20 protein-coding genes and 4 pseudogenes are annotated in these 20471 nt (G+C 59.4%); 7 read left to right on the plus strand and 17 right to left on the minus strand.

Annotation, left to right across the window (positions count from 1 at the left end):
- Positions 1 to 264: 264 nt before the first annotated feature.
- Entirely contained in the window at positions 265 to 570 is a 306-nt protein-coding gene (locus tag ACVBEG_RS27045; RefSeq protein ID WP_447108532.1) for a hypothetical protein, read from the minus strand.
- A gap of 67 nt (positions 571 to 637) precedes the next feature.
- Between ACVBEG_RS27045 and ACVBEG_RS27050 the strand changes: the two genes are divergently transcribed.
- Complete coding sequence (locus ACVBEG_RS27050) at positions 638 to 772, plus strand: hypothetical protein (protein WP_447108533.1); 135 nt, start codon at positions 638 to 640, stop codon at positions 770 to 772.
- A 156-nt stretch (positions 773 to 928) separates the two neighbouring features.
- Here ACVBEG_RS27050 and ACVBEG_RS27055 read toward each other — a convergent pair whose 3' ends face one another.
- From ACVBEG_RS27055 to ACVBEG_RS27070, 4 genes and pseudogenes are all read right to left on the minus strand, one after another.
- Positions 929 to 1264 carry a hypothetical protein gene (locus tag ACVBEG_RS27055; RefSeq protein ID WP_447108534.1) on the minus strand — a complete coding sequence of 112 codons (336 nt, stop codon included), beginning with the start codon at positions 1262 to 1264 and terminating at the stop codon, positions 929 to 931.
- Between the two features lie 390 nt (positions 1265 to 1654).
- Positions 1655 to 2524 (minus strand): annotated as a pseudogene (locus ACVBEG_RS27060) (NAD(P)-binding domain-containing protein); the annotation flags it as partial.
- Positions 2521 to 4035: pseudogene (locus tag ACVBEG_RS27065) on the minus strand (aldehyde dehydrogenase family protein). The pseudogenes ACVBEG_RS27060 and ACVBEG_RS27065, both read right to left, overlap by 4 nt.
- Before the next feature lie 233 nt (positions 4036 to 4268).
- A complete protein-coding gene (locus ACVBEG_RS27070) occupies positions 4269 to 4652 on the minus strand; it encodes a hypothetical protein (protein WP_447108535.1) in 384 nt (127 codons plus the stop codon).
- A gap of 145 nt (positions 4653 to 4797) precedes the next feature.
- Between ACVBEG_RS27070 and ACVBEG_RS27075 the strand changes: the two genes are divergently transcribed.
- Together ACVBEG_RS27075 and ACVBEG_RS27080 are read left to right on the plus strand one after the other, a co-directional pair.
- Positions 4798 to 5112, plus strand: a complete 315-nt coding sequence (locus ACVBEG_RS27075) for a hypothetical protein (protein ID WP_447108536.1) — start codon at positions 4798 to 4800, stop codon at positions 5110 to 5112.
- Between the two features lie 454 nt (positions 5113 to 5566).
- Positions 5567 to 6552: pseudogene (locus ACVBEG_RS27080) on the plus strand (LysR family transcriptional regulator).
- Positions 6553 to 7246: 694 nt separating this feature from the next.
- Here the strand turns inward: ACVBEG_RS27080 and ACVBEG_RS27085 are convergent.
- From ACVBEG_RS27085 to ACVBEG_RS27095, 3 genes are all read right to left on the minus strand, one after another.
- A complete protein-coding gene (locus ACVBEG_RS27085; protein ID WP_447108537.1) occupies positions 7247 to 7522 on the minus strand; it encodes a hypothetical protein in 276 nt (91 codons plus the stop codon).
- A 351-nt stretch (positions 7523 to 7873) separates the two neighbouring features.
- The gene (locus tag ACVBEG_RS27090) at positions 7874 to 8191 is read right to left on the minus strand and encodes a hypothetical protein (RefSeq protein ID WP_447108538.1); all 318 of its coding nucleotides are present in this window, start codon (positions 8189 to 8191) and stop codon (positions 7874 to 7876) included.
- A gap of 1045 nt (positions 8192 to 9236) precedes the next feature.
- Positions 9237 to 9434: a hypothetical protein gene (locus ACVBEG_RS27095; RefSeq protein WP_447108539.1), complete on the minus strand. Its 198-nt coding sequence runs from the start codon at positions 9432 to 9434 to the stop codon at positions 9237 to 9239.
- Between the two features lie 308 nt (positions 9435 to 9742).
- On the opposite strand from ACVBEG_RS27095, the gene ACVBEG_RS27100 reads away from it, so the two are divergent.
- The 3 genes from ACVBEG_RS27100 to ACVBEG_RS27110 all read left to right on the plus strand — a co-directional run bounded on the left by ACVBEG_RS27100 (position 9743) and on the right by ACVBEG_RS27110 (position 11033).
- On the plus strand, positions 9743 to 10204 hold the full coding sequence (locus ACVBEG_RS27100) for a hypothetical protein (RefSeq protein ID WP_447108540.1): 462 nt from the start codon (positions 9743 to 9745) through the stop codon (positions 10202 to 10204).
- Positions 10198 to 10350 carry a hypothetical protein gene (locus ACVBEG_RS27105; protein ID WP_447108541.1) on the plus strand — a complete coding sequence of 51 codons (153 nt, stop codon included), beginning with the start codon at positions 10198 to 10200 and terminating at the stop codon, positions 10348 to 10350. The genes ACVBEG_RS27100 and ACVBEG_RS27105 overlap by 7 nt, the downstream gene beginning before the upstream one ends.
- A gap of 536 nt (positions 10351 to 10886) precedes the next feature.
- On the plus strand, positions 10887 to 11033 hold the full coding sequence (locus ACVBEG_RS27110; protein ID WP_447108542.1) for a hypothetical protein: 147 nt from the start codon (positions 10887 to 10889) through the stop codon (positions 11031 to 11033).
- 193 nt (positions 11034 to 11226) lie between these two features.
- On the opposite strand, the gene ACVBEG_RS27115 is transcribed toward ACVBEG_RS27110, so the two are convergent.
- The 9 genes and pseudogenes from ACVBEG_RS27115 to ACVBEG_RS27155 all read right to left on the minus strand — a co-directional run bounded on the left by ACVBEG_RS27115 (position 11227) and on the right by ACVBEG_RS27155 (position 20189).
- Positions 11227 to 11451 (minus strand): hypothetical protein, encoded by a 225-nt coding sequence (locus ACVBEG_RS27115; protein WP_447108543.1) that lies wholly within the window; start codon positions 11449 to 11451, stop codon positions 11227 to 11229.
- 671 nt (positions 11452 to 12122) lie between these two features.
- Positions 12123 to 12287, minus strand: a complete 165-nt coding sequence (locus ACVBEG_RS27120) for a hypothetical protein (protein WP_447108544.1) — start codon at positions 12285 to 12287, stop codon at positions 12123 to 12125.
- Positions 12288 to 12375: 88 nt separating this feature from the next.
- Positions 12376 to 12855 carry a hypothetical protein gene (locus ACVBEG_RS27125; protein ID WP_447108545.1) on the minus strand — a complete coding sequence of 160 codons (480 nt, stop codon included), beginning with the start codon at positions 12853 to 12855 and terminating at the stop codon, positions 12376 to 12378.
- Positions 12856 to 13142: 287 nt separating this feature from the next.
- The gene (locus ACVBEG_RS27130; RefSeq protein ID WP_447108546.1) at positions 13143 to 13373 is read right to left on the minus strand and encodes a hypothetical protein; all 231 of its coding nucleotides are present in this window, start codon (positions 13371 to 13373) and stop codon (positions 13143 to 13145) included.
- Between the two features lie 503 nt (positions 13374 to 13876).
- Positions 13877 to 14140 (minus strand): hypothetical protein, encoded by a 264-nt coding sequence (locus ACVBEG_RS27135; RefSeq protein ID WP_447108547.1) that lies wholly within the window; start codon positions 14138 to 14140, stop codon positions 13877 to 13879.
- Positions 14141 to 14690: 550 nt separating this feature from the next.
- On the minus strand, positions 14691 to 15149 hold the full coding sequence (locus ACVBEG_RS27140; protein ID WP_447108548.1) for a hypothetical protein: 459 nt from the start codon (positions 15147 to 15149) through the stop codon (positions 14691 to 14693).
- Positions 15118 to 15636: a hypothetical protein gene (locus tag ACVBEG_RS27145; protein ID WP_447108549.1), complete on the minus strand. Its 519-nt coding sequence runs from the start codon at positions 15634 to 15636 to the stop codon at positions 15118 to 15120. Before ACVBEG_RS27145 ends, ACVBEG_RS27140 begins: the two co-directional genes overlap by 32 nt.
- Positions 15637 to 16228: 592 nt before the next feature.
- A complete protein-coding gene (locus tag ACVBEG_RS27150; RefSeq protein WP_447108550.1) occupies positions 16229 to 16459 on the minus strand; it encodes a hypothetical protein in 231 nt (76 codons plus the stop codon).
- A gap of 336 nt (positions 16460 to 16795) precedes the next feature.
- Positions 16796 to 20189, minus strand: a pseudogene (locus tag ACVBEG_RS27155) (exodeoxyribonuclease V subunit gamma).
- On the opposite strand from ACVBEG_RS27155, the gene ACVBEG_RS27160 reads away from it, so the two are divergent.
- Positions 20155 to 20391 carry a hypothetical protein gene (locus ACVBEG_RS27160; RefSeq protein ID WP_447108552.1) on the plus strand — a complete coding sequence of 79 codons (237 nt, stop codon included), beginning with the start codon at positions 20155 to 20157 and terminating at the stop codon, positions 20389 to 20391. The pseudogene ACVBEG_RS27155 and the gene ACVBEG_RS27160 overlap by 35 nt on opposite strands.
- Positions 20392 to 20471: the final 80 nt, after the last annotated feature.

Below are 20471 nucleotides of genomic sequence, written 5' to 3' on the forward strand. Positions count from 1 at the left end.
AGAGTCCCCCCCCAACGCCCGACAGGCCGATCTGCACACTGGAACGCTGCAGTGGGACCTGCACATACTCGTCTTCGGCCTGGGCATCAAGGAGCTTGACAATCAGCAGCGTCTGGAAAGTCCTTGGTGGAGCCCAGCCGATACGGGTCCTGGAGCCAGCTGGCGGCTTCATGCGTGGAAGTGACTGCGGCCTGATCAGCCTGTAGGTCTGATCAGCTCATGACGTGGCGCTGAGCTGCGTCTCCACATCTTGCAGAGCCTCAATCACTGACTCTCCTGGTACTGGTGGTTCAACTCCTGAGCATGGCGCGATCGACATTCGATCCACCTGGCCAGCGGCCGCCGCGCACGGCTGGCCAGCGTGCCCATGGACTCCACATGTTGTCGTGAACGTCCAACCCCCATCGGATCGAGCGAAATATTGGGAAGAACGCTGCCGCGGTCAACTGCACCGAAGTTGGCCATCTTCAACTGTTCGCTGCTTGCACGTCCGGGCGTTGCTGCAGGCCCATGGGCAATCCACAGCCTGGGTGCGGAAATCGCAAGGTCTTGCAAGCCGGTTTCGATCAACCTGGCAAACCTTGTGGGACACCCACCAATACCGCAACTGATACAACGCCGATCGCGCGGCGACGCAATGGCGCGCATCCGCAGCCTGAACGTCTGCAAGGCATCGCGTCGCCGTTCGACCTCTAGAGGGTTGGAAAACTACGCCTTGGCTGGCCTGGACCTCAACCAGTTCAAGCACCTGCTGCGCATCGTTGGTGATTGATCGAGCAAGGCGCAGTCGATCATCCAGCGACAGCACCTGAAAATACCAGCCTAGCCACGGTCGCGCCCAAGGTCATTCGAAGATCTGGGCGTCGAAAGCACTGCATTCGCCAGCGCGGTGGAAGAATCAGCCGCCGCCCGCGATTTGCCCCAGAAATCAACCTCGTAGGTGGCATCTAACACGCCGTTCGCGGGCGGTCCCGTAATCTACCCGGCGCTGAACATTACCGCCGAGGGACAGCAGCGGGTACTGCGCAGCCCCCGCTACCTGTGCAAGGCCCCGCGCTTCATCGATCCGGCTCACGGCGGCCTTGAGCGATAGTCTTCCGCCAGCCTCGGCGATCAGCCCGTCGAGTTCCTGACCGCGAACTCTTTCCACCACAGCCACCGCTACTGGCGCCTCAGCGCCCCCCTGCGCCCCCGTCCAGCCAAGGGCCGAGCGGCACCGTCGGGCTGGCTGTAGGAAGGCACCAGACACCCGAGCATCAGCCATCCAGCGGACACCAGGGACCGGACTGCCCGTCCTGATTGATCGTTCGCCCTGGAGAGAGCCGCTGTGTGAGCGCCGACGGTAGTGTTGCGGCTGGCATGTGCTCATTGTCTCCGTTCACCCTCTGGCATAACCCACGAATGGCACGAGATAGCGAATGATTACTCGTCAGAGCGGTTCCTCGGCATTAAGAAGTTCAAGTAGCCCATCCGCACAACATGACTTTGAGCGCGCAGGATGCTGTAACCGGTCGTCAGATTGATCTGATGGGGTGATTTGATGGGGTGATGCTGATTCTGTACACGAAGCTGGTCACCTTGCGCCATCAATGCCCCGCCGTTGAGCATTCAACCGAGCGGGCCGGTGAGGATCAGGTCTGCCCGCTCCACCAGCCTTGCGATACGACTGATAATCGCTGAGAAATCCTTGCCCATCTTCGCCACGCAGGCTCATCGCCTGATACAGCGGTTGTAGTTACGCGCCAGTATTACTGGTCGATGGGCGGTTGCGCGGCTTCGGTCGCCAAGCCCAGGTCCTTGAGCATCAGCTCCGCCCCGAAGCGACCGGCATAAACCGCGCGACGCTGGCGCGGGTTCGAACGACAACCCTGCCATGGGTCATAGACCTCGGAATCCTCAAACAATGCCTGAGCTGACGTCGATGAGCAACCGCCAGAACGCCAGAATCCATCCCGCAGCGATCGCCAGAGCCATGGCTTCGGCCAACGCCGATCATGGGCAATCCCGAGACATGTTCGTTGCAGACTGGTGATTCTGCCCCGCGCCGACGTCACTGCAGTGGACGAGGTCTTTACCCCGCCAACACGGTTTTCAAGACTTCCAAGACTCGCGCCGCGCCGACCATGAAGGTCAGGGTCCCGGTCTCAACTGCTGGTGCCACCTGAACAGGGACCCAGCACCACGCCTTGTTCTGCTGCAAACCCGCTACATCATGGCATCGTTGGTGGATCGACCGCGCTGTAGATCATCTTGCGGGCACCCCTCGGGCGATGCCGGCCAATACGCCATCTTCATTCAGGTACACGCTGCGCACATGCGCTGCAGCCGGCAGCATGGTGATGACCAGCTCACTGCCCTTCGCCGCGTCCTTGGCGAGGGCGCCACGTCACCACCCAGTGCGGCGAGCTTGGCCAGCACCTACTCGTTGAGGTCAAACAGGTTCAACTGATGACCGGCCTTGATCAAATTCCTGCGGGCCATGGGCGCCTGCATGTTGCCCGAGGCTTATTAATGCAATTTTCATAATCGTTCTCCTGTCAGGCGACTTAGCGCAGGTTGACGGCGTTCATGCTCATCGTTCACGCTGTCGTCGTCGAACCAGCGGCTGGTGATGGTTTTAGTCTGCGTGTAACCGCACGACTGCTTGCGTACGGACCGAAGATCACCGAGTTTCGAACCACGCGAGCCGGTGAGCTGAGCTATGGACAGGACAGCAATCGGAAATGTCCATACCCACTTCTGCCACATCGGTACCTCACTCTGCATCCCCGCGCGCCGCTGCACCACTTTGGTAAACAGGCCGTGCTGTTGCCGTACGGGTTGGCGTTGACCAGGGCAATCGCCTGATCGAGGGTGTCGACTTCCAGCACGACCAGTACCGGGCCGAAGATTTTTCTGGGCGTAGATCTGCATCAGCTTGGTCACACCGAGAGAACACAAGGTTGGCTGAATGAAAGTGACCGTCTTCAAACCCGGTATGATGATGCCATTGAGTTCCAGCTTGGCGCCTTCGCAAACAACACCGAAACTTTCGATCAGGCCCAACACACGTTCCTTGGCCCGTTGGAAGTTGATCTGCAATCCCACATCAGTACCGGCTTCGGTCTACTGGCATTGACCTTAGTTCTGGCGTCAGACAGAACCTTGAGGTCTGGGAAGCGCATCAGTTTTGCCGCGCCCACCAACACCACCACAGACGTCGCCATGCAGCGCTGACCGGCGCAAACGTGGACCACCAGTCGAATCAGGGTCTGCTTGGCGATTAGCATCGGCAGCACCACGGCGCGGTTTTCGCGCCATTCATCGATTGCACGCGTTTGCCGGTTCGAAATCGAGCAGGTTGCAACGAATACCGACTGGTTGAACTGATCAAGGACATGGGCCTTTATGGCCTTGGCGGATACCGTCGACGATCCCTTCCTCGCCCGTGGACCACGTTAAGGACACCGGCTGGTACGCCCGCCTCGACGGCCAGTTCGACCAGCATAGTTGAGAGTGGTTTTGTCCGACGGGTTCGAGGACGAAGGTGTCACCGAGGTGATGGCCATCGGGAGACATCGACAGTGGAGTCACCGCCGGAACCAGGCGCTACCCGGTGTAAACGCCGATTGGTTTACGAGGGCGAAGGTATCAACACCGCCCGCGACGTTTTCAGCGAACTCTACTGGAAGGTACCGATGGAGACGCCGTGTTCGACCACTTCCAGACCACGGAAGATGTCGCCTTCCGCATCGGCGATGGTCTTGCCTGTTCTGCACTCGCAACACGACAGCGATGCGTTTCGAATGTTCGCGGATCAACGCGACCTGCAGCTTGAGCACGACGCGGATCCCGCTATGTATGGGTCAAGCGCCAGGTCTTGAGCAGTTCGCCGGGCCGCCGAACCGCACATCACTCAGACGGCGGCGGCCTACCCGCCAGCACTCTCCGAGTCGCTGGTCAACGATGTCGCGCCATTCCGTCGCACCCTGACCGATCCGATCCACCGCCAATCAGCAGTTCGACGCGAGCCACGGGTGGTGTCCGAGTCTTCATCGGCATGGGAAGGATTGCAGCGAAAGACTTCATTAAACTCCTGGATTCCAGCTGCCGATGCTCGGCGGCAAAGTCAAAGCAAACGGCGGCTATAAAGAACTTCCGTGCTGTGCCGGGTCAAGGTCTTCATCAGGGCGGTGCAGAACAACGTCAACGACGCCCATGCCAATCAACAGAACCACAGAGCCCGAACTGAGGGCTACCATCAGCGTAGCGCAAAGATCTGGTGGCGATCATCGGCGCCAACCGCCCGAGACGCCAGCCAGTTGCACCGGTACCGAGATGCCGCTGCAGCCATTCCGCCGGGAATTGCCGGGCCAACAACAGCGATTCAGGCGCAGCAGAATCGGTAACACCACCCGATCGTCAAGACCATCCGCCGACCAGACCAACAGCGGCCTGGTGTTCGAGCATGGCGAAGAACGGGTAGACGAATGCGCAAAGCAGGTAATAGCCGCCAGTACAAGCGACGTTGCCCTGACCTTGTCGGACAGGGCGCCGGAGAGTGGCATGGTGATCAGTGATAGGGCCGCGCCAGCAGTGATGGCGTTGAGCACATCGCCACGCGGAATCTGCAACTGGTTGGCCGCGTAGGCCAGGGCGAACGTCACCGACATATAGGACCAGGCATTCTGCCGTCGCGCCGATGATGGAGCGCAGGGTTTCGCGCGGATGATTGCGCAGCACCTGAAACAGCGGGATCTTGACCGCGATATTCTGCTTTCTTCATCTTCGAGTTGGTGTTCCGGAACTTTCAGACGAATGACCCAGCCGAACGCTGAGCAGTACGACGCTGGTGATGAACGGCAGGCGCTAGTCCGAGCCGAGCATGTCCGCTTCAGGCAATTGGCAACCAGGCCCATGGCCAGCGATGCCAGCACCAGACCGGCACCCACACCGAGCTTCGGCCAGCTCAGCCTCGCCTTCGGGCGAACGGTCAACGGCGATCACACTGCTCTCGCCACCGCCGACCTCATCGCCGATGCCCTGGAAGAAGCGCATGAGCACCAGAATCAATGCGGCCCAGTAGCCGATCTGATCATAGGTGGGGATCAGGCCGATCTACGTCGTCCTTAGAAGATCCCATCATCAATAGCGTCAGTAACAGCATCGACTTTCGCCGAAGACGGGTTGCTGAAGTGGCCAATTTTATGCTGCTGAATGGCCGGCTGAAGCAGCTATGGCAATAGCGCAAGCTCATACTGCTGATAGGGTTGAGGGCGGGAAAGAAGTAACTTTGTTGAAGATGAGCGTGGCAGCTGTGCCATAGAGGAAAGTTGTACCACGTACGGTCGTACCGGCCATGCTTGCCAGACGGCAAGCCGAGAGCAGTTGCCTTTTTCGAGGGGTTGGCACCGATTGCGCCAGTGTCGCCCGTTGTAGCGTTTTTCTTCCAGAACCTCTCCGCTTATTATTTTTGTGCAGGGTGTTATGGCAGGTGGGTGTCGCTGGTATGCTGGTCCTCGCGGCCTTGCGGGTCTTGCTCTGAGCTGCTCATTAGTAAGTTGGTCATGGTGTTTGGAGTATAAATATGTGCAAACTTCTAATAAAAACGAGAGCCGGATCAAATACGCAAAAAAACATCACGTCCTTGATCTTCTCGAATTGTACGACCTGAAACTTTTCCTTGCTTCGCCCGCACCCGCAAAGCCAGCAAGACGCGGCTCAAAGCGCCGGCGGCTGGGACTAGACGCTGTTCGACGGATCACCGTGGAGGGACTGCCTGTACATTACTGTTCGAGAAATTGTGCATGATCCAAATGCTCAATCCCTGATGCCGAAATCCAGCGCCTGCTCGGTTATGCCGAGTCGATCGAAGGCACGTCTGACCTGGCCGGCCAGCAGGCGTCAGGCTGGGAGTGGCTGTCCGGCCATGTACGCATGGGTTGCACCGAAGGTACTTTGTAGTTTTTCATCACGCCACAGCTGACGCACTTTCGACGCCGTACCCGGCTATTTCGGTGGATATCCTGCCGCTGCCACACTTCATCAGCCTGTCCAAGTGCGCAAGCTGATCGTCATCGCCCTGGAGCGCCTGAAGATCAACCGCATGCTCAAGGGCAAGCTGCGCGACTACAGCCTGCGCCTATATCTACCGAGGAGACCTCGACCGCGATCTGACTGATCCGCGCAGCGGTACTGGCGACCATCAGTTCGATCAGTTACGTCGACGACCTGGCCTTCGAGCCGGAAGCTGCTTTATCTAAGCAATTTACTCCCGCGCCAACGCGCATCTGTGCAGCACCAGCGCTATTGCCCAGTACGTAGCGGCGCTGCAAGGTCGGTCACTGGCGATCCTGCCGTGCTTCCTGCAAACAACAGACCCGCCAGCTGCTGCCCGTTCTGGAAAGCCAGTGAGATCACACCACAATTTACGTGTTGTCGAGACCTGCGCAAGCTCAAACGCATCACCCTGTTGGCGCATGGCATTTGGGGCGTGATCTAAGAAAAACAGCCAGCTTTCAGTTGGGCGAAACGAAACAAACGCTGTTTGCAGACCAGCCGGGTGAACACTAACCCGTGTAGGAGTGGGTAAGCCCCGCCGCTATAAGCCGGGCTTGATGGCGGATTGCTGGCAAAGCCCATCTCTACAGTTGATCTGTGTTGAGATAGTTTTCAACTCTGACCATGGACCGAGCTTTCTGATTTTTCCGAATCTCCGCGCTACCGAAATCCATTCCACGAGCTACCGGGATACCAGATATTTTGTAGGAAATTTACCCTCCTCCGCCACCGCCCATCGTTGCCACCGGTGGACGGTCGTTGTTGTGCTGCGCCCCAGCCAAGGACCTCGAGGTCATCACCAAGATCAACATTTTTGACATGGCTATATCGTCAAGACCCAGGGCGCTGGAGAGTGTGGACGAGCCGGCTTCCACCATGCAAGCGGTTGCCGTCTGGAAGCCAGCCAGCGCGGTACAGTCTGTGTTTCGAAGAGCACCAACTCGGCTATCAGCACCGCTTTCACCGCCTACAACCAGTTGCTCCGAGCAGTGTACTAGTCACCCTGAAGATCTCCTGGTCGACCTGGACAAAAAGCTGCCCTGCTCGCTGACCTGTCCGCTGCGTTCGTCGATGTGCTTGTGAACGGGTCGCTGGCAGTTGCCACAGCAGGTTGACTTTCTCGGTTCGGCGCTGGAACTGGGCACGTACATGGTCAAGGCCTGCAGTTCGAAACTTATCGCTGCGCCGCTGTTCAATCTGCTGGACCTCAATCCTCGAAACCGACCGCGAACTGCTGATCTGTCGTTCCACTGAGCGACATCAGCCATTGGATCGTCACTGTGAGCGCCGCCACGACGCCGAGGACCACCTCAGCGTGTTCGTCGTCAATCGCGCCGGACACCACATCGAAGCCGGTACCGGCTATGACGTGGCCCACAGGCCGTACTGGGCCGCGCTGAAATACGCCAAGGAGCTGGCCTTCCATCAGCAGCATCTGGGCGATCTGGCACTCGCAAAAAGAGAATGCGGCGATCAGGCTCACACCGACCCCTGGAACGGCGCCGACGGTCTACTGGATGACCTGCCCTCCACGAACGGCGCCCGTGGTCGATGGTCGCCAACGTGTGGATTGGCCATACGAGCGCCAGATTTCCAGCGTTTCACTCAATCGACCTGTCTTTGAAGGAGCGTTCCGTTATGCCGACCTCCGACCTTGACACTCTGTCGTGGCCAACTTCTTCCAGCAGCATCCTGCGGCGGACATTGCCGGCTCGCTCAAAACCGATGCCGTCAGCGTCAGGCCGTCGCTGTAGCGCCAGGCGCTGCTGCCCGCGAGGTCGGTTCCGGACATCAAAATGATGGATTGTATGGTGAGCTTGATCACTGGCCTGTATCAAAGCGGCCAAGGATTCTTTACCAGCCCTTCGACACCAGACCAGCACCACATCGGGATCTTAAAGATACCGATAGCTTTGTGCCCGAAGGTGAAGAGGTTTACGCCAAGGGCAAGCCCGACCATAAAGAAGCCTTCGACATCGGCTTCGAAGCAACCCGCTGATGACCCGTTGGTGCTGCTGAAAACGCCGCCGCCGCCGGGCTGACGAGTTGCCGCGCCGTCAGCCGGTTCAACGTCGCGTAAGCGGATCACGCCGCAATTTTCGCCTTGCTCAGGAACCGTTGTGGCTTTGCTGGCATTGGGCTGGAAGAACACGACTTCGATGCGACGGTGACGCGTCCACCGTCGAAGCTGGCGGCTGATCCATCACCGGGTCCACCACGCTGCGCAGGACGTGCTGGGTATTGGTGTACAACACCATTACGCAGCGGCTTCAACATCGCTTGCCAATAGTGGTTGGCAGTCATGACCATCCTGGGTGGCCTATCGTTAGGCCCATTGAGGTGCCTTCCGTGGAACGGATTGGCGCAAGGTCGAGGTCATGACCGCTGGCACGTTCTGCGTCGCATACGGCTCATCGGGTCAGAACGGTGAGTGAGGAGCTCCACCTTCTCGCTGTCCACGCTGTGACTTCCACACCCAGACGCGCAGCCGCTGCCGAAGTCTTCGCCTGAAGGCTGGGAATGATGAGGAAATCGCCATCGGCGGACATGTTGCGAGGCGGTAGACCTACCACCTGGAACGGCAACGGCGACAGAGCACGCCCGGAAGCTGAAAACCGTCGAGTTCGCCACTGAAACGATGGAAGTTGAATGGTTCTCGTTCGATATACCGGTGAGCTCAACTCGGTTCTTTTCCCCACCGCGCCAGTCCACCGACGATGTGAAGAAAACAACACCGCTGTTTGCTCCACCGGAACTCGTTGTTCTGCTGCGTTGGGTGCTACCTGTGACGTTGTTAGTATGTGATGCTGGTAGTTCCAGGTGGGCATGGAGATTACTTACCTGCTGTTTGAGTCGATGACAAAGAAAGAACGTGGTTGGTCTTCTACCCGAGCCTTGAAACTGCTGCCAGGCAGATGGGGACTTCTCTGGAGACTGAATCGTTGACACGAAGTTTCGAAGCTGATCCTTGGCCTCAAACTCGGCGACGATCCAATGGCTTATTGACCCCCCGGGATGCAATCACCCTAAGCGCCAAAACCTAGGCCCAACCAAATCCCTATGCCAGAGTTGGCGCTGCGATCATGGGTGCCAAGGACAGCGCGTGAGTCCGGGGCCCCGGGAAGACCCTGTGCGGGCCTGGAAGTTGGTGGTGGAAGGAGCACCACCTGGGCCGCGAAGTTCAAACAAGCTGTTCATCAACCAACCGTGGTGCCGAAGAAGGCGACGATCCCTCGCGGCCAGGCGCATTTCTGCTGCAGCACCTGGAAGTGACCGACGAGGGCAGCTGCTCGGGAAACGTCGACACGCCCAGGTTGAACGATGGCGTGGCCGGCACGGATCGCCGAGCGCATGAAGGCCGGCGTGGGTGGGTGGTCATACTGTAGTATTTTCATCGATCCGGAACACACCTGTAAATTTTTCCGCCAAAAAGGGAACGAGCGCGGCATTAGGTCGCTTGCAAGCCCTTCTATGTACAGAAAAAGTGGCGAGACGAGTGGCCTGTTTTAAGAAAGCAACGAGTAAAAACCGATGATCTTCCGCGCGATCTGCCGGCCCCCTGTGAGGCGGCAGCTTGAGGGTACATGGATTGAATGGTCTTCAAGGTTCCTCTGTTCCTGTCAATTCTGGAAGCCCGTACTGCACGGTGAATCGAAGCTCAGCGCCTTGGCCTCGGTCCATCGGGCTGCCGCTCTGGCTTCTGGTGGCTGGCTACTTTCTACCTTATACGCTGTCGAAGCGCGCGTTGATTAGATCTGGTTTCGGCATTCCGCGCCCTGGTGTTGGTGTCGAAACCAGCAACCTGCTGACCTGCTCCCGTTCACCCGCGAAGTGCTGTCCAACCCTCGATCCGGTCGTTCGCCTCGGCGGTGACCGAGGCGGCGACATGGCGGTAGATTCATCGTGGCGCCCTGATTCCAGTCGCGAAAAGGGAATAAAAGCGTCGGCACTGGATTGGTCGATCCGGACGGACGCGATTCATCCGACAAACTTTTCGGATTTCCCTGCCGAACCTGATGACGAATACATCACCGTGGTGAAACTGACGTCACTGGTCTGGGTCATCTCGCGGACTGAGCTGCTGGACACCGTCGGCCAGCGTCTCTACGCGCAGACCTTCTCGGTGATGAAACCCTGTCAGCCGTGGCGGTGTACTACGTGTTGATCGTCAGCCTGTTCGGCTGGTTGCTGCAGCGGCTTGAGCAACACCTGGAATTGGGTGCCGCACGCCACAAGACCTCGACGCGGTGGTGCTCAATTGCGCGCCAGCCTGATACCCATTTTCAGCGTCGTCCGTCCGCAAAAAAATGATCGTGTTCGCACCCGCGCTACAGCTGCAGGACCACAAAGTGATGGTCAGGTTACCAGGTCAAGCTGGCATCGATCTGGTACGTGAATGCTGTGAGGCCATCTTCATCATTGGCTGTTCGTCGGGAATACCCCACCTACTGGACCATCAGCCTGGAGCAGCATCCATCAGGGCGAGATCATCCTGTTCGCCAGCTTCACCGTGGGCGATAACCTGAACAGCGCCGAGATCCGTTACGGCGCGCGGAGCGCATCGGTATGGTTTTTCAGAGTTTCACGCTGTTCGGCATTCCCGCACCATCGTCGAAGACATCACCCTCGCACCGTTCCACCACGGCCGCGAACAGCCACCGAGCGAACAGCGCGCCGTAATGCACTGCTCGGCAGTCGGCCTGGCCGATCTCCAGCCCAGACCCGCATCAGCTGTCTGGCGGTCAACAACAGCGTGTCGCCTACCGCCGTGCCTCGCGCACGGACCGGGCAAGTATTCAGGCTGTTCGACGAACCCACCTCCGCCCTTGATCCAGAGTTGGTGCTATGTGCTCAACGTCATCCGCGACCTGGCCAAAGAGGGCATGACCATGCTCATCGTCACCCACGAAATGGACTTTGCCCTGTCGATCTCCTTATTGCAGGGTCTCGATGGAGGACGGGCTCATCCAGGGTCGACGCCACGCCGCAAGTGATCAAGGCGCAGTGCGCGGCCAGCGGGTTGAGGCGTTCTACGGGGTTACATCCGCGCACAACCCAGCATCAAACCGCTCAGGCGCTTGACCTTGCGCCTGAGCGCCTCGTCGAAAATGCCCTGGTGCGGCTCCATCAGGCCGACCAGGTGGCCGCGTGATGCGGCTGTAGATCAGCCCTTCGGTCAGTACCGGATCAGGATGAGGCAGGATCGTGCAGCGGGTGGTGTGGGTGACAGTCCTTGAAGCCTCTGATCGGTGTACGGTCATCGCGTAGCACGGTTTTCAACATCGTTGAGCCTGCTTGGCAGCACGAACTCACGCCGCCACGGCCGTCATTGCGCGACGCCAGCACCTGGCGTCCCGCCTCCTCGGTGCTGTGTTCAGGCAAGCGCAGGGCGATGCCGATGTCGCCGTTCATCAAGCCGCACCCGTAATCATCGGCGCGATCAGTACCTGGATGCCCTCAGCACGGTAGCCGATCGCCTCGATCAGGCCTGCGTCGAACAGCGCCTGCAGCCATGCGTTGATTCAGCCCTTCAACACCCCACGGGCCCTTCCGTACTCGCGCAGCAACTGGACCAATTGAACGCTTCCAGCACCGAACGCGCCCAGAGTGTCCAGCATGGATCGGAGCGTGGCCCCCCGGCTTGCCGCTGATCGGCCAGAGCACACCCAGATAATGCCGATAACCTTGCGGGCCTTCGGTGCCTGTCCAACCCCTCCAGCAGAAAGCGCTCCAGCGAAAGCTGCTTACCCTCGCAGCGCGAGCGCGAAGTCATCGCGGCTGCGCGCGGCTAGCAATGCCCGCGCGTTCTCGCTGTCGTTGATCGACCAGCCGTGCTGCGATCCACCTCGTCGGCCTGCACAACGCTGGAATGGCGCAGCATCATCTTGATCGTCGGGCTGATGGATCAGGCGTTGGCGTCTCGCCGGGTAGTCCGCTTTCGCCCAGGCCTTCGCTCGTCGACGCCTTGCAGCCAGGCCTCGGGTTTGCCGGGCTGGTAGAGGCCCGCCTCCGCATCGCGGCAAATCACCCACATGGGCATCTGCTTCCACTGAGGCCAACGGCTCTTCGTCCACCAAGCAAAATCAGGCGCGCATGGGCCGGCAACGCAGCCAGGGAGATTGGCCATTATTTCCAGGTCGATCATGGAAGCCGATCACCACCAACACGTCCAGCGGTAGCGGGATCACCCGCGCGATGGCGGAAATGACCAGCGCCCGGTACGCGCTGATAATATGCGATGGCGTCACGTTGCTTGGCGATTTTTTCCGCTACGTTCAGCCATCTTCAAGGACTGGGACTTGACGACCGATGGACTCGGTCAACCGCGCAGCCGCTTTACCGGTGGGTGCCGCCAGACGAATGCGCAACGGCTGGCCGCTCACTGGCAGGCCAGGAACAACGCCAACAGCCGCACGACAATGGTTCTACCGGGTCAGGGCTACCTGCTGTATCAACGCCGAGCGCTGTGTGTCGCCAGCGCGCACGCCAGCTTTGCCAGTCGATCAGCGCATCAGGTACCGGCAGATTGGCCTTGCCGAACAACGCATCGAGTCGTTGCGCCAGATCTGTGGGCGGTCTTGCGTTGCGCCAGCAACGCTCGTACGCAATGCAGCGGCGATACGCCTTTTTGCAGCCCCTCGAAGTACGACGCAACAACAGGTACGCCACCGACAGCACCCTCGACGGCCTGTGCGCAGCGGCCTCGCTGTGATCATCGGCCTGCGCGACGAAGGCACTGCCAACGCCTGCAGATGAGCCCGCCACTGTCAGCGCCACCAGCAATTGCGAGGGCAACAGCATCGGACCCGACTGCACATCGCCCTCAGGTGGCAACTGACAGGCGAGTTGCTTTCAGTGTTCCATGCAGGTTCAGGAAGACGTGCCGATGACCCAGTTCATTGGCTGGGTCAAGGCCGCTGCCAGCAGCACCAGCGGACCGTGCGCGGTTCAGTTCACCAGGAGAAACGCGACAAAGACCCGATCCAGCGCCCGCAGCGAGTCACGTTGACCCAGCATTCAAGCAACAGCAGCAGATCGTTCCACGATCCAGCGGCGTCAGCTCGGCCAAGGGCTTCGGCGATTCCAGCGGTGTGGGCAACAGTTCAGCGAATGAACGACTCATGCGAGCCTTTCGACAGCACATCTTCCTGCACGTCGCCTTGAAACAGTCGATCCAGACGCTCGATCAGTCCACGCGGTGAACGGCGAAGTACAGCTTCGCCCTGGTCGCCGAGCATGGGTGCCGCGCAGGAACAGGTACAGCGCGCCGCCCATATGCCGGTCGTAATCGTAGTCAGGTAGATCGGCGCCTTGAGCTGGCGGTGCAGGGCCAACAGGACAGCACCTATTGCAGGTCGTAATGGTTGTCCAATCGAGGCTGGTCTATCGCTGCTCGGCGCAGGCCTCTTCATCAACGCCGAGCCGAAACAAGTTGGACCTAGTCAGCCACGTAGTACGATCCTGGTGCTCGAACGTCAGGTCGATAACCCTTTGAACATGCCGTTGAGCGACGACCCGCTTCCCGCTGGTGCTCGGTGGTGCGCCGTCATGGTGTAGTGCGAACCAGCGCATCCATCTGGTCATGTTCAATCTTGCCAGGCGAACCAGCAACTATTTCATGAGGTCACCCAACTGCCCCAGTGATAGGCCTGCTCATTAACTTTACCTAGCAACGGCACATTCAACAAGCGCGTCATCCAGTCGGTGAGCGTCGGGATCAGCTTGTCAGCGACCGCCGATCAGCCGGCTGCCGATGGCTTCTTCCCAGCTCGACGGTCGGCCGCCGCGGAAACCTTCACCCGCTCGCCCACCTCGAGCAAGCTGTGCAAGGTCTGGATCAGGTCGTGTGGAACCGATGGATGTCGCCACCACCACCAGCACCGCGCAGGGCATCGGGATCGAGTCGTTCGTCGTCGAACAGTTCGCGCTGGCGGCTGTCCGGGATTCGTCGCTGCTCGCGGCGAAGGGTGTCGCCAATACGCAAGGCGCTGTAAGACGCAATCCACCAGTTTTCGGCCGCGCGCGCTTTCCGGCAAGGCGTGCGCCGTATACGGCTTCGTTGCGCGGCGGACTGAACGTGATGTTCGTCTGGCGCAGGCATGGCTTCACGCTGAGGGCCGTGGCAGGCGTTCTTTCAGTTGGTGTAGCCCATCGGCCAGCCCTGCGGATTCGGCTGAAATGGTAGCGTTCCGCCACCCAGCAAGAACCCAGCCACAGCGGTGCAGCGTCGAGCTGTCAGCGTTGCCATGTCGGCAGGTCTTGCTACACCCAAACCAGCAGACGAACCGCTGGAGCTCAGCGCTATGTAGCAGGTGTACTCCGCGAGATGCTCGTCATCTGCTTGTTCGATCAAGGCCGCCGTGGGCTTTCAGACTGATCTGTGCCCTTCTGTTGTAATCACCAAGTTAGAACGGACCCTTGCCATTTGACGGGTTTTGAGGAGCAGATGAACGGAGGCATGATGAAGTATTGCAGGCCTTCTGGATTTGTGGATGGTCACCACTTTGACCAACTGCCTTCGCCTTTCTAGGCGCAGGATCTGTTCTTCACCTGCTGCACCTGGACAACGCCATATGCTCGCCCAGATGGCGAATCAGTGCTTGTTCGCCATCAGTTCGGCAGTGGTCTGTCGTAGTTCAAGCGCAGGTTGGTCAGCATGCGCTCGCCGTCGGTTGCGGCTCATCAACGCCTGGCGGCATCGAAAGTCGTGCAACAAGCGTCTCAGCATCGGCAGCACCTTGGTGGCGCCAGACGGCACCATAACCACGGAACTGCATGACGTGGTGTTCGATGCGAATTCGTCCTGATTCCAGACGCTGAAGCTCGGCCAGCGACAGGTTCAGAGTGATGCAGGCGAAGGCGCGCAGGGCGTCCGGCGGAGTCCGGTTCGGCGCAGGTCTTGAAGCCAGCTCAGGACGTCGTGGGCTTCCTGGGCGGCGAACACCGGGTCCTTGTCCCACAGATAAACACTGCGCCGACCACGGGCCGACAGCTCCGCGCACGGCCTGCGCCTCTTTACCGTCGCGCACCAGGATCGCCATATCGGCGGCAGTACCGTGCAGTGCTTTACCCGGCAGGTCATAACCCGGCCAGACCTTGCTGGCCTTCATTGAGGCCACCATCTTCGCTGGCACAACTGGCGGCCAGCGTACCGGCTCCGATAGGTCGCACTGGAGACCGGCTGATCACTTTCCAGCTGCCACATTCAGCGCGGCGGGGGCATGACCATTGACCTGAAACAGTTCGTGCCCTTGGGATTTGGCAGCATCGACGCATGATCGTCAAGGCCGTCATGAACAAGAAGGCGCCACGCCCTGCGCGTCGCTCGGCGCGTTCCAGCATGATCTCGATGGCCTCGACGATGGCGTGGTGGTCTTGATCCAGCGTGGTGCCAGTGCCGAGTGGGCCGGTAGAGCGCGCGCGCAGGTAGGCGGGCGTCAGCGCCACGGAACGAGATATTGCTGCTCGGGGTCGCCGATCAGGAACAGCCCGGTCTCGCGCGCCTCGAGTGGTAGACGCGCTCGAAATCGGTACCTGCACGGGGTCGGTGTCCTGCAACTGATCGATCAGCGCGACGGGGAACTGTTCACGAATCAAGGTCGCTCAGACGCTCGCCCCGCGCGCCGCCGGTTGCCGCATCGAGCCTGAGCAGCATGTACTTCGTCGAAACCCATCCGCCCGCCGACGCTTCTTCGAAAGCGCCTACCCATTGCGCGGCGTGTTCAAGCACTGGAGCATCGGGCGTGGGTAGGCGTCGAGACCTGCCTTGAGTTCAAGCATTGTTCTCAATGCCTGGTGCCATGGTGCGTCGCCTTTTACGTTCGGCAAAACCATTTTGGTGAAGGCGAGTGAACACAGCGCCGAGATCGTAGTTCTTCCTGATCCTCGTCAGCCGCCCATGCCGGTGAGCCTTCGAAACCATGGTTCGAAATAGCGCTCCTGGTCGCGACCATCGACGGCTTCTGCGTGTGACAGCGTCAACGCAGATCACCTGTAGCTGCAAGCGGCCGAATCGACCGAAGGGGGCTTTCCAGGGCCTGCAACGCTTCGCGACGTTGCTGGCAATGCCGCCGCGATCAGCTCGGCAGGCTCTTGGTTGCATCGTCTTTCGCCGTCGCCAGCGTTGCCGAACAGGGCTCGAACCCTCGGCAGCAATGCCGCAGGACTGCCTGATGAGTGCGTACTGACTTCAGCGATTCTCAGACCGTTCATGGGCATAGCAAAACCGGCGCCAGTAATCGCGCAGCACTTCACTGAGCAATTCGCTGTGATCGGTTTCCAGGGTCTGGGCGAACAGGGTGATCACGGTCCAGGCGTGCTCGCGCAGATGGCGCCGCACACGCATGGATGGATAATGATCCGGCAGCTCATCGATTGATCCGCGCTGCAATATCCAGGGCGTATTGCGTACCTGGGCCATTGCTCAGCGCCGTACTGATCGCGAACCAGCGATCAGATCATCGGCTGAGCCACTGCATCACGAAACCGGCGTAGTTCGCCAAGCGCGTGCGAATACGGTTGTGCAGTCCTTCGGCGGCGGCATCGGCGAGCGACGACGAGAATCTGGTGGTGCAGTACTCGCGGCCTCGAAACGATCGCCGCCATGGCCGAGGACCAGGCGCAGGTACAAACGAAGAACGGCGTGAAGGTCTTGCCGGTGCCCGCGCTGGCCTCGATCAACTGGCTTCCGTGAAGAGGGAAGCGCAGGCGAAGGGATGCCGTTGTCGTTGGTCGGCCTGTTCCGTTTGATCGAGGTTCATGCGCCGGCCTCCCGCAGCGGATAGGGCATTGTCAGGAGGCTTCGATACGGTCGATACAGCGCGTCACACCAACCCAAGAATTCTTCGCCGCCGATCAGCGCCTGCAAAGTCCGGGAACTGACGGGCCAGCGCCGTGTTTGCGGTCAGCTTACTATTGTGGTCTGACCATCGCCTTCGTAAGCCTTACAGGCTGCTGCCTCTGCCTTCGCTTCGTCACCTCTGACTGAGCCAGGCAAACGCGGTTTTTACGGCCACGGGCAGCTGGTTGCTGCATACGGGTTTGCCAGGCTATCACACGATTAAGCGCAGTTGCTGCAGCCTCCAGCGGGTCCAGCAGGTTCATCGCTGGCGACCAACGCCGTGCTCAGCGATAGACTCATACATGCGCAGGCCACCAGGTGAATAACCCAAGGCCGCGTCAATCGATGCCACTTGCGGATTTTTTCAGCGATGGCGTCGGCAATCGCGGGCCACGGCGAGATCCTATGCCGCTGTTTATGCAGCCCGCTGAGCCAGCCGTCCAGACTCACCTGCTCGGTGAGCAAAGCTGACAGGCAATGCACTGTTCAGCGGTTCGTGCGACTGGCTCAGCAGGTTGTGATAACGCTGGAGCAGGTCAGGTAACGGTTTATCAGCCCGGAGCAACCCGCACCAAAACCGGCCATGGGCAGCAACCCACGCCCTTGCAGTTGTCGGGCTTGAGACAGCAAGGTGCTGTCGATGCCGGGCTTGAGTGAATGCTGCTTCGGAGCAGAACTTTCACTTAGGCCGTATCGCTCAAAGGGCATTCGAGAAGCACGAAGGCTTTATTGCGAGGCGCTTCGGCGACTTCGAAGAAAATCTTTAATCGCTGGCTGAAGAAGTGCCGTACGGACTGCGCAAAACCTGAAATTGCGCGAGGTCAGCGGCCTCCCTCCTGCCGATGCTCCACAGCGCCGCGCTTCTACAGCTGTATGTTCGACTCATGCAGCATGGGCCATTCGCGACAAAGTGAAGAAACCGCTGCCGTCATGGAAATACTGCGCACTGAACGGCTGCAAGGGCGTGCTCCAGGGTCAGCTTGTGGAGCAACTGTTCGCCTGGGATTACGTCTCTCTGCGTCTTGCAGTTGCTGTGCCACCGGTTGACCGTGGCGAGATGATCGCGAAGTTGACGAATCAGCACCGACGCCTGGATGTTCGCCGTCGTTGTGGGTGTCCTGCTGACCCAATCCACGCACAGCCGATCGCGGCAGAGCAGCGCTTCAACAGAAGTAACGATCATCTTCACGCCGGAGCGATACGACTGCACGGAGTCGTTGTCCTTATCAAATCGAAGTCCAGCTGGCGGTTGTGCCGTGGTAAATCACCGTCATGCCCAACAGGAAGACCAGTTCGCAAGGGGATTGCCGCATGGGCATCAGGGTGCAAAAGTTAACCGAGCCTGCCAGAAATCGCGGTAGACGTCCTTGGCCAGGCTCGGCGAACGAGGCTTCGCGGACGACGGTCAGGGGAAGTTCGTCGAGCAAGCCATGGCTTCACACGCTTCCAGCCAGGTTTCACGCAGTTGCTCAAGCTTGCCGAACAGGTCGTCATGCTCACTGTCGGCCCGGTAGAACACGTGCATCAGGGCTTGCAGGCGCGCGCCCCAAACGTGAGGCGGCGCCGGAGCGTAGAGCTCACGATGAGCGACCTGTAGGGCATCGATCAGCTAGACGAAGGCCAATCAGCGCGGCATCAAGCCCGCCAATCTCATCGTACGGTTCAACGCCGCGAAGGCAGGGGCACCCCGCCAACGGGCCAAGTCAGCAGCATGCGACGCAGGCCCGACGCCAGTCGTTGGTTCTCGGTTCGATCAGGAAAACCGAGTAGGCCGGCGCGGGCTGCTGGCGTTCAAGCGAATGAGCTGGACCTTCAGTTCAGCGACTGCAGCGTTGAGGTTCTGCTTTGACGCCAAACCTTGCACGCAGCGCCGGAACGTCCAGCAGGTCAAGGATTTCACTGACCGGGCAATCGATGCCGGGATCTTCAGTAGATGTTCTTGATCATCAACAACGGCTCACGGCCGCGCTGACCCTGGTCCGCCAGAGTGAACGGGATGAAACGCTCCATCATCACGCTGAGCTGGCCGAACACAGCACGGATGTGGGGGACAGCCTGATCGATGTCGGGGACCATGACGATCACATCGCGCTGGCGCAGATCAGGGTCAGCGCTGAAACGGGCGAGTAATTCATCATGAAGGATTTCCACTTCCGCCGTGCGTCGTGCGTGACATGGAAACGGATTCGACGAACTTTCGCCAGATCGACCGCCGGTCCACAGATCGCGGGACTCGCTGAGCGGGCGTAGTTCGAGAATGTCGTCCTGTAGCTGGTTCAATATCGTGAGGAACTCGCCCTCACGTAGATATTGATGCTCCGTCTCTGAACGCCGCCCTGAGCTCGTTGGGCTCGTCATAACTGTCCAGCAAATTGATGTAGTCACGCACCTTGTTCGCCCACGCGGCGAGCAGCGGATGTGCATGCTGGTGCAGCGCTTCGCAACGGCAGCAGACGGGCACTTGCTCGACGCGCGACGCCACACCGACGCCGTACAGGTTCACGGTGATGATGCTCGCCGAATGGTGCCGACACGGGTTGTGCAACACAGAGAGATCCGCACGAACTTCGGGTACCGGGCCAAGGCTTCGAGCGCTTGTGCCGGTAGCGAAGAGATGCCAAACACAATGACCGCGAAGGTGCCGGAGGCGCCTCGGTCAGGCGATTCAGGGCTCCGAGGCCGCTGGATCTTGTTGTGACTTCTTGCGTGACGGCTTCGACACCGACGTCGAGCAGCAGCGACGCGATAACCTTCGCGCCAGTATTGGCTGGTGTCAGAGCTTTGCTCTCACCTCGGCCATTGCGCAATCGACGCATGGCCTGGGCAGCCGAGCTTCAAGCCAGTCAGCCTGCAGATCTGGCACTGGTTGAAACAGGTCCGCGAGTCGCTCAGACAGCTAGTGCTTGTGCAATGCGTCGTTAGTGAGGAAGCGTTGCAGGCTCGACGCGGTCAATCAACGCAGGAAGCAGGCGCATCAAACGCCAAGTAAGAGGGGCCTTGTCCAACAGCGGAGTCGCTGGAATTTCATCACGTCCCGTAACACCATGGAGCAACCTTGACATGGTAACACGGGAAACTGGATCACCTGCGGCTGCAATTCCGCATCCACCCTGATTGTTGTCTTGACAAGCCTCAGCGAACGCCAGAGTTTCAACCATTTCAGCGGATGCCGTTGCTTCGGACCAACGGTACCACCTCCAGGGGCGCCAGCGGGATAATGATTCCAGGAAAACGACAAGGCTGCGTATGATCGAGCTCAATGCGAATCAACGACCATGAATCCAGCAGTCAGCGTTGGCGTAACTGGCATAGTTGATCTCGATACCGTCTCATCGAGTTTCGCGCAGACGGCCCATGAATTGGATGAAAAGCTGATGGAGAACCTTAAGGGCAAGCGAGCAGGATTGCCACCTGATCCAACTTTCTCCAGAGCAGAAATCCTTAGCCGCGAAAGCAGACAGGGTTTGGAATTAAATCTTGATCATGACGTCTATGGCAAAGACCCGAGATGACGATTTGGTGATGCATCGTTTCACTGCTGAGTTTGGGGATGGGATCAGGTGGTTCATATTGTTTATGGGTTGTCAAGGTT

The organism is Pseudomonas sp. GG8 (assembly GCF_052976945.1).

Coding starts and splice junctions, on each gene's coding strand:
- ACVBEG_RS27050 (WP_447108533.1), top strand. CDS start 638: ATGGCGCGCATCCGCAGCCTGAACGTCTGCAAGGCATCGCGTCGCCGT.
- ACVBEG_RS27055 (WP_447108534.1), bottom strand. CDS start 1,264: ATGGCTGATGCTCGGGTGTCTGGTGCCTTCCTACAGCCAGCCCGACGG.
- ACVBEG_RS27070 (WP_447108535.1), bottom strand. CDS start 4,652: ATGTCGGTGACGTTCGCCCTGGCCTACGCGGCCAACCAGTTGCAGATT.
- ACVBEG_RS27075 (WP_447108536.1), top strand. CDS start 4,798: ATGACCCAGCCGAACGCTGAGCAGTACGACGCTGGTGATGAACGGCAG.
- ACVBEG_RS27095 (WP_447108539.1), bottom strand. CDS start 9,434: ATGAAAATACTACAGTATGACCACCCACCCACGCCGGCCTTCATGCGC.
- ACVBEG_RS27115 (WP_447108543.1), bottom strand. CDS start 11,451: ATGAACGGCGACATCGGCATCGCCCTGCGCTTGCCTGAACACAGCACC.
- ACVBEG_RS27135 (WP_447108547.1), bottom strand. CDS start 14,140: ATGCCTGCGCCAGACGAACATCACGTTCAGTCCGCCGCGCAACGAAGC.
- ACVBEG_RS27140 (WP_447108548.1), bottom strand. CDS start 15,149: ATGAAGGCCAGCAAGGTCTGGCCGGGTTATGACCTGCCGGGTAAAGCA.
- ACVBEG_RS27150 (WP_447108550.1), bottom strand. CDS start 16,459: ATGGCCCAGGTACGCAATACGCCCTGGATATTGCAGCGCGGATCAATC.
- ACVBEG_RS27160 (WP_447108552.1), top strand. CDS start 20,155: ATGAATCCAGCAGTCAGCGTTGGCGTAACTGGCATAGTTGATCTCGAT.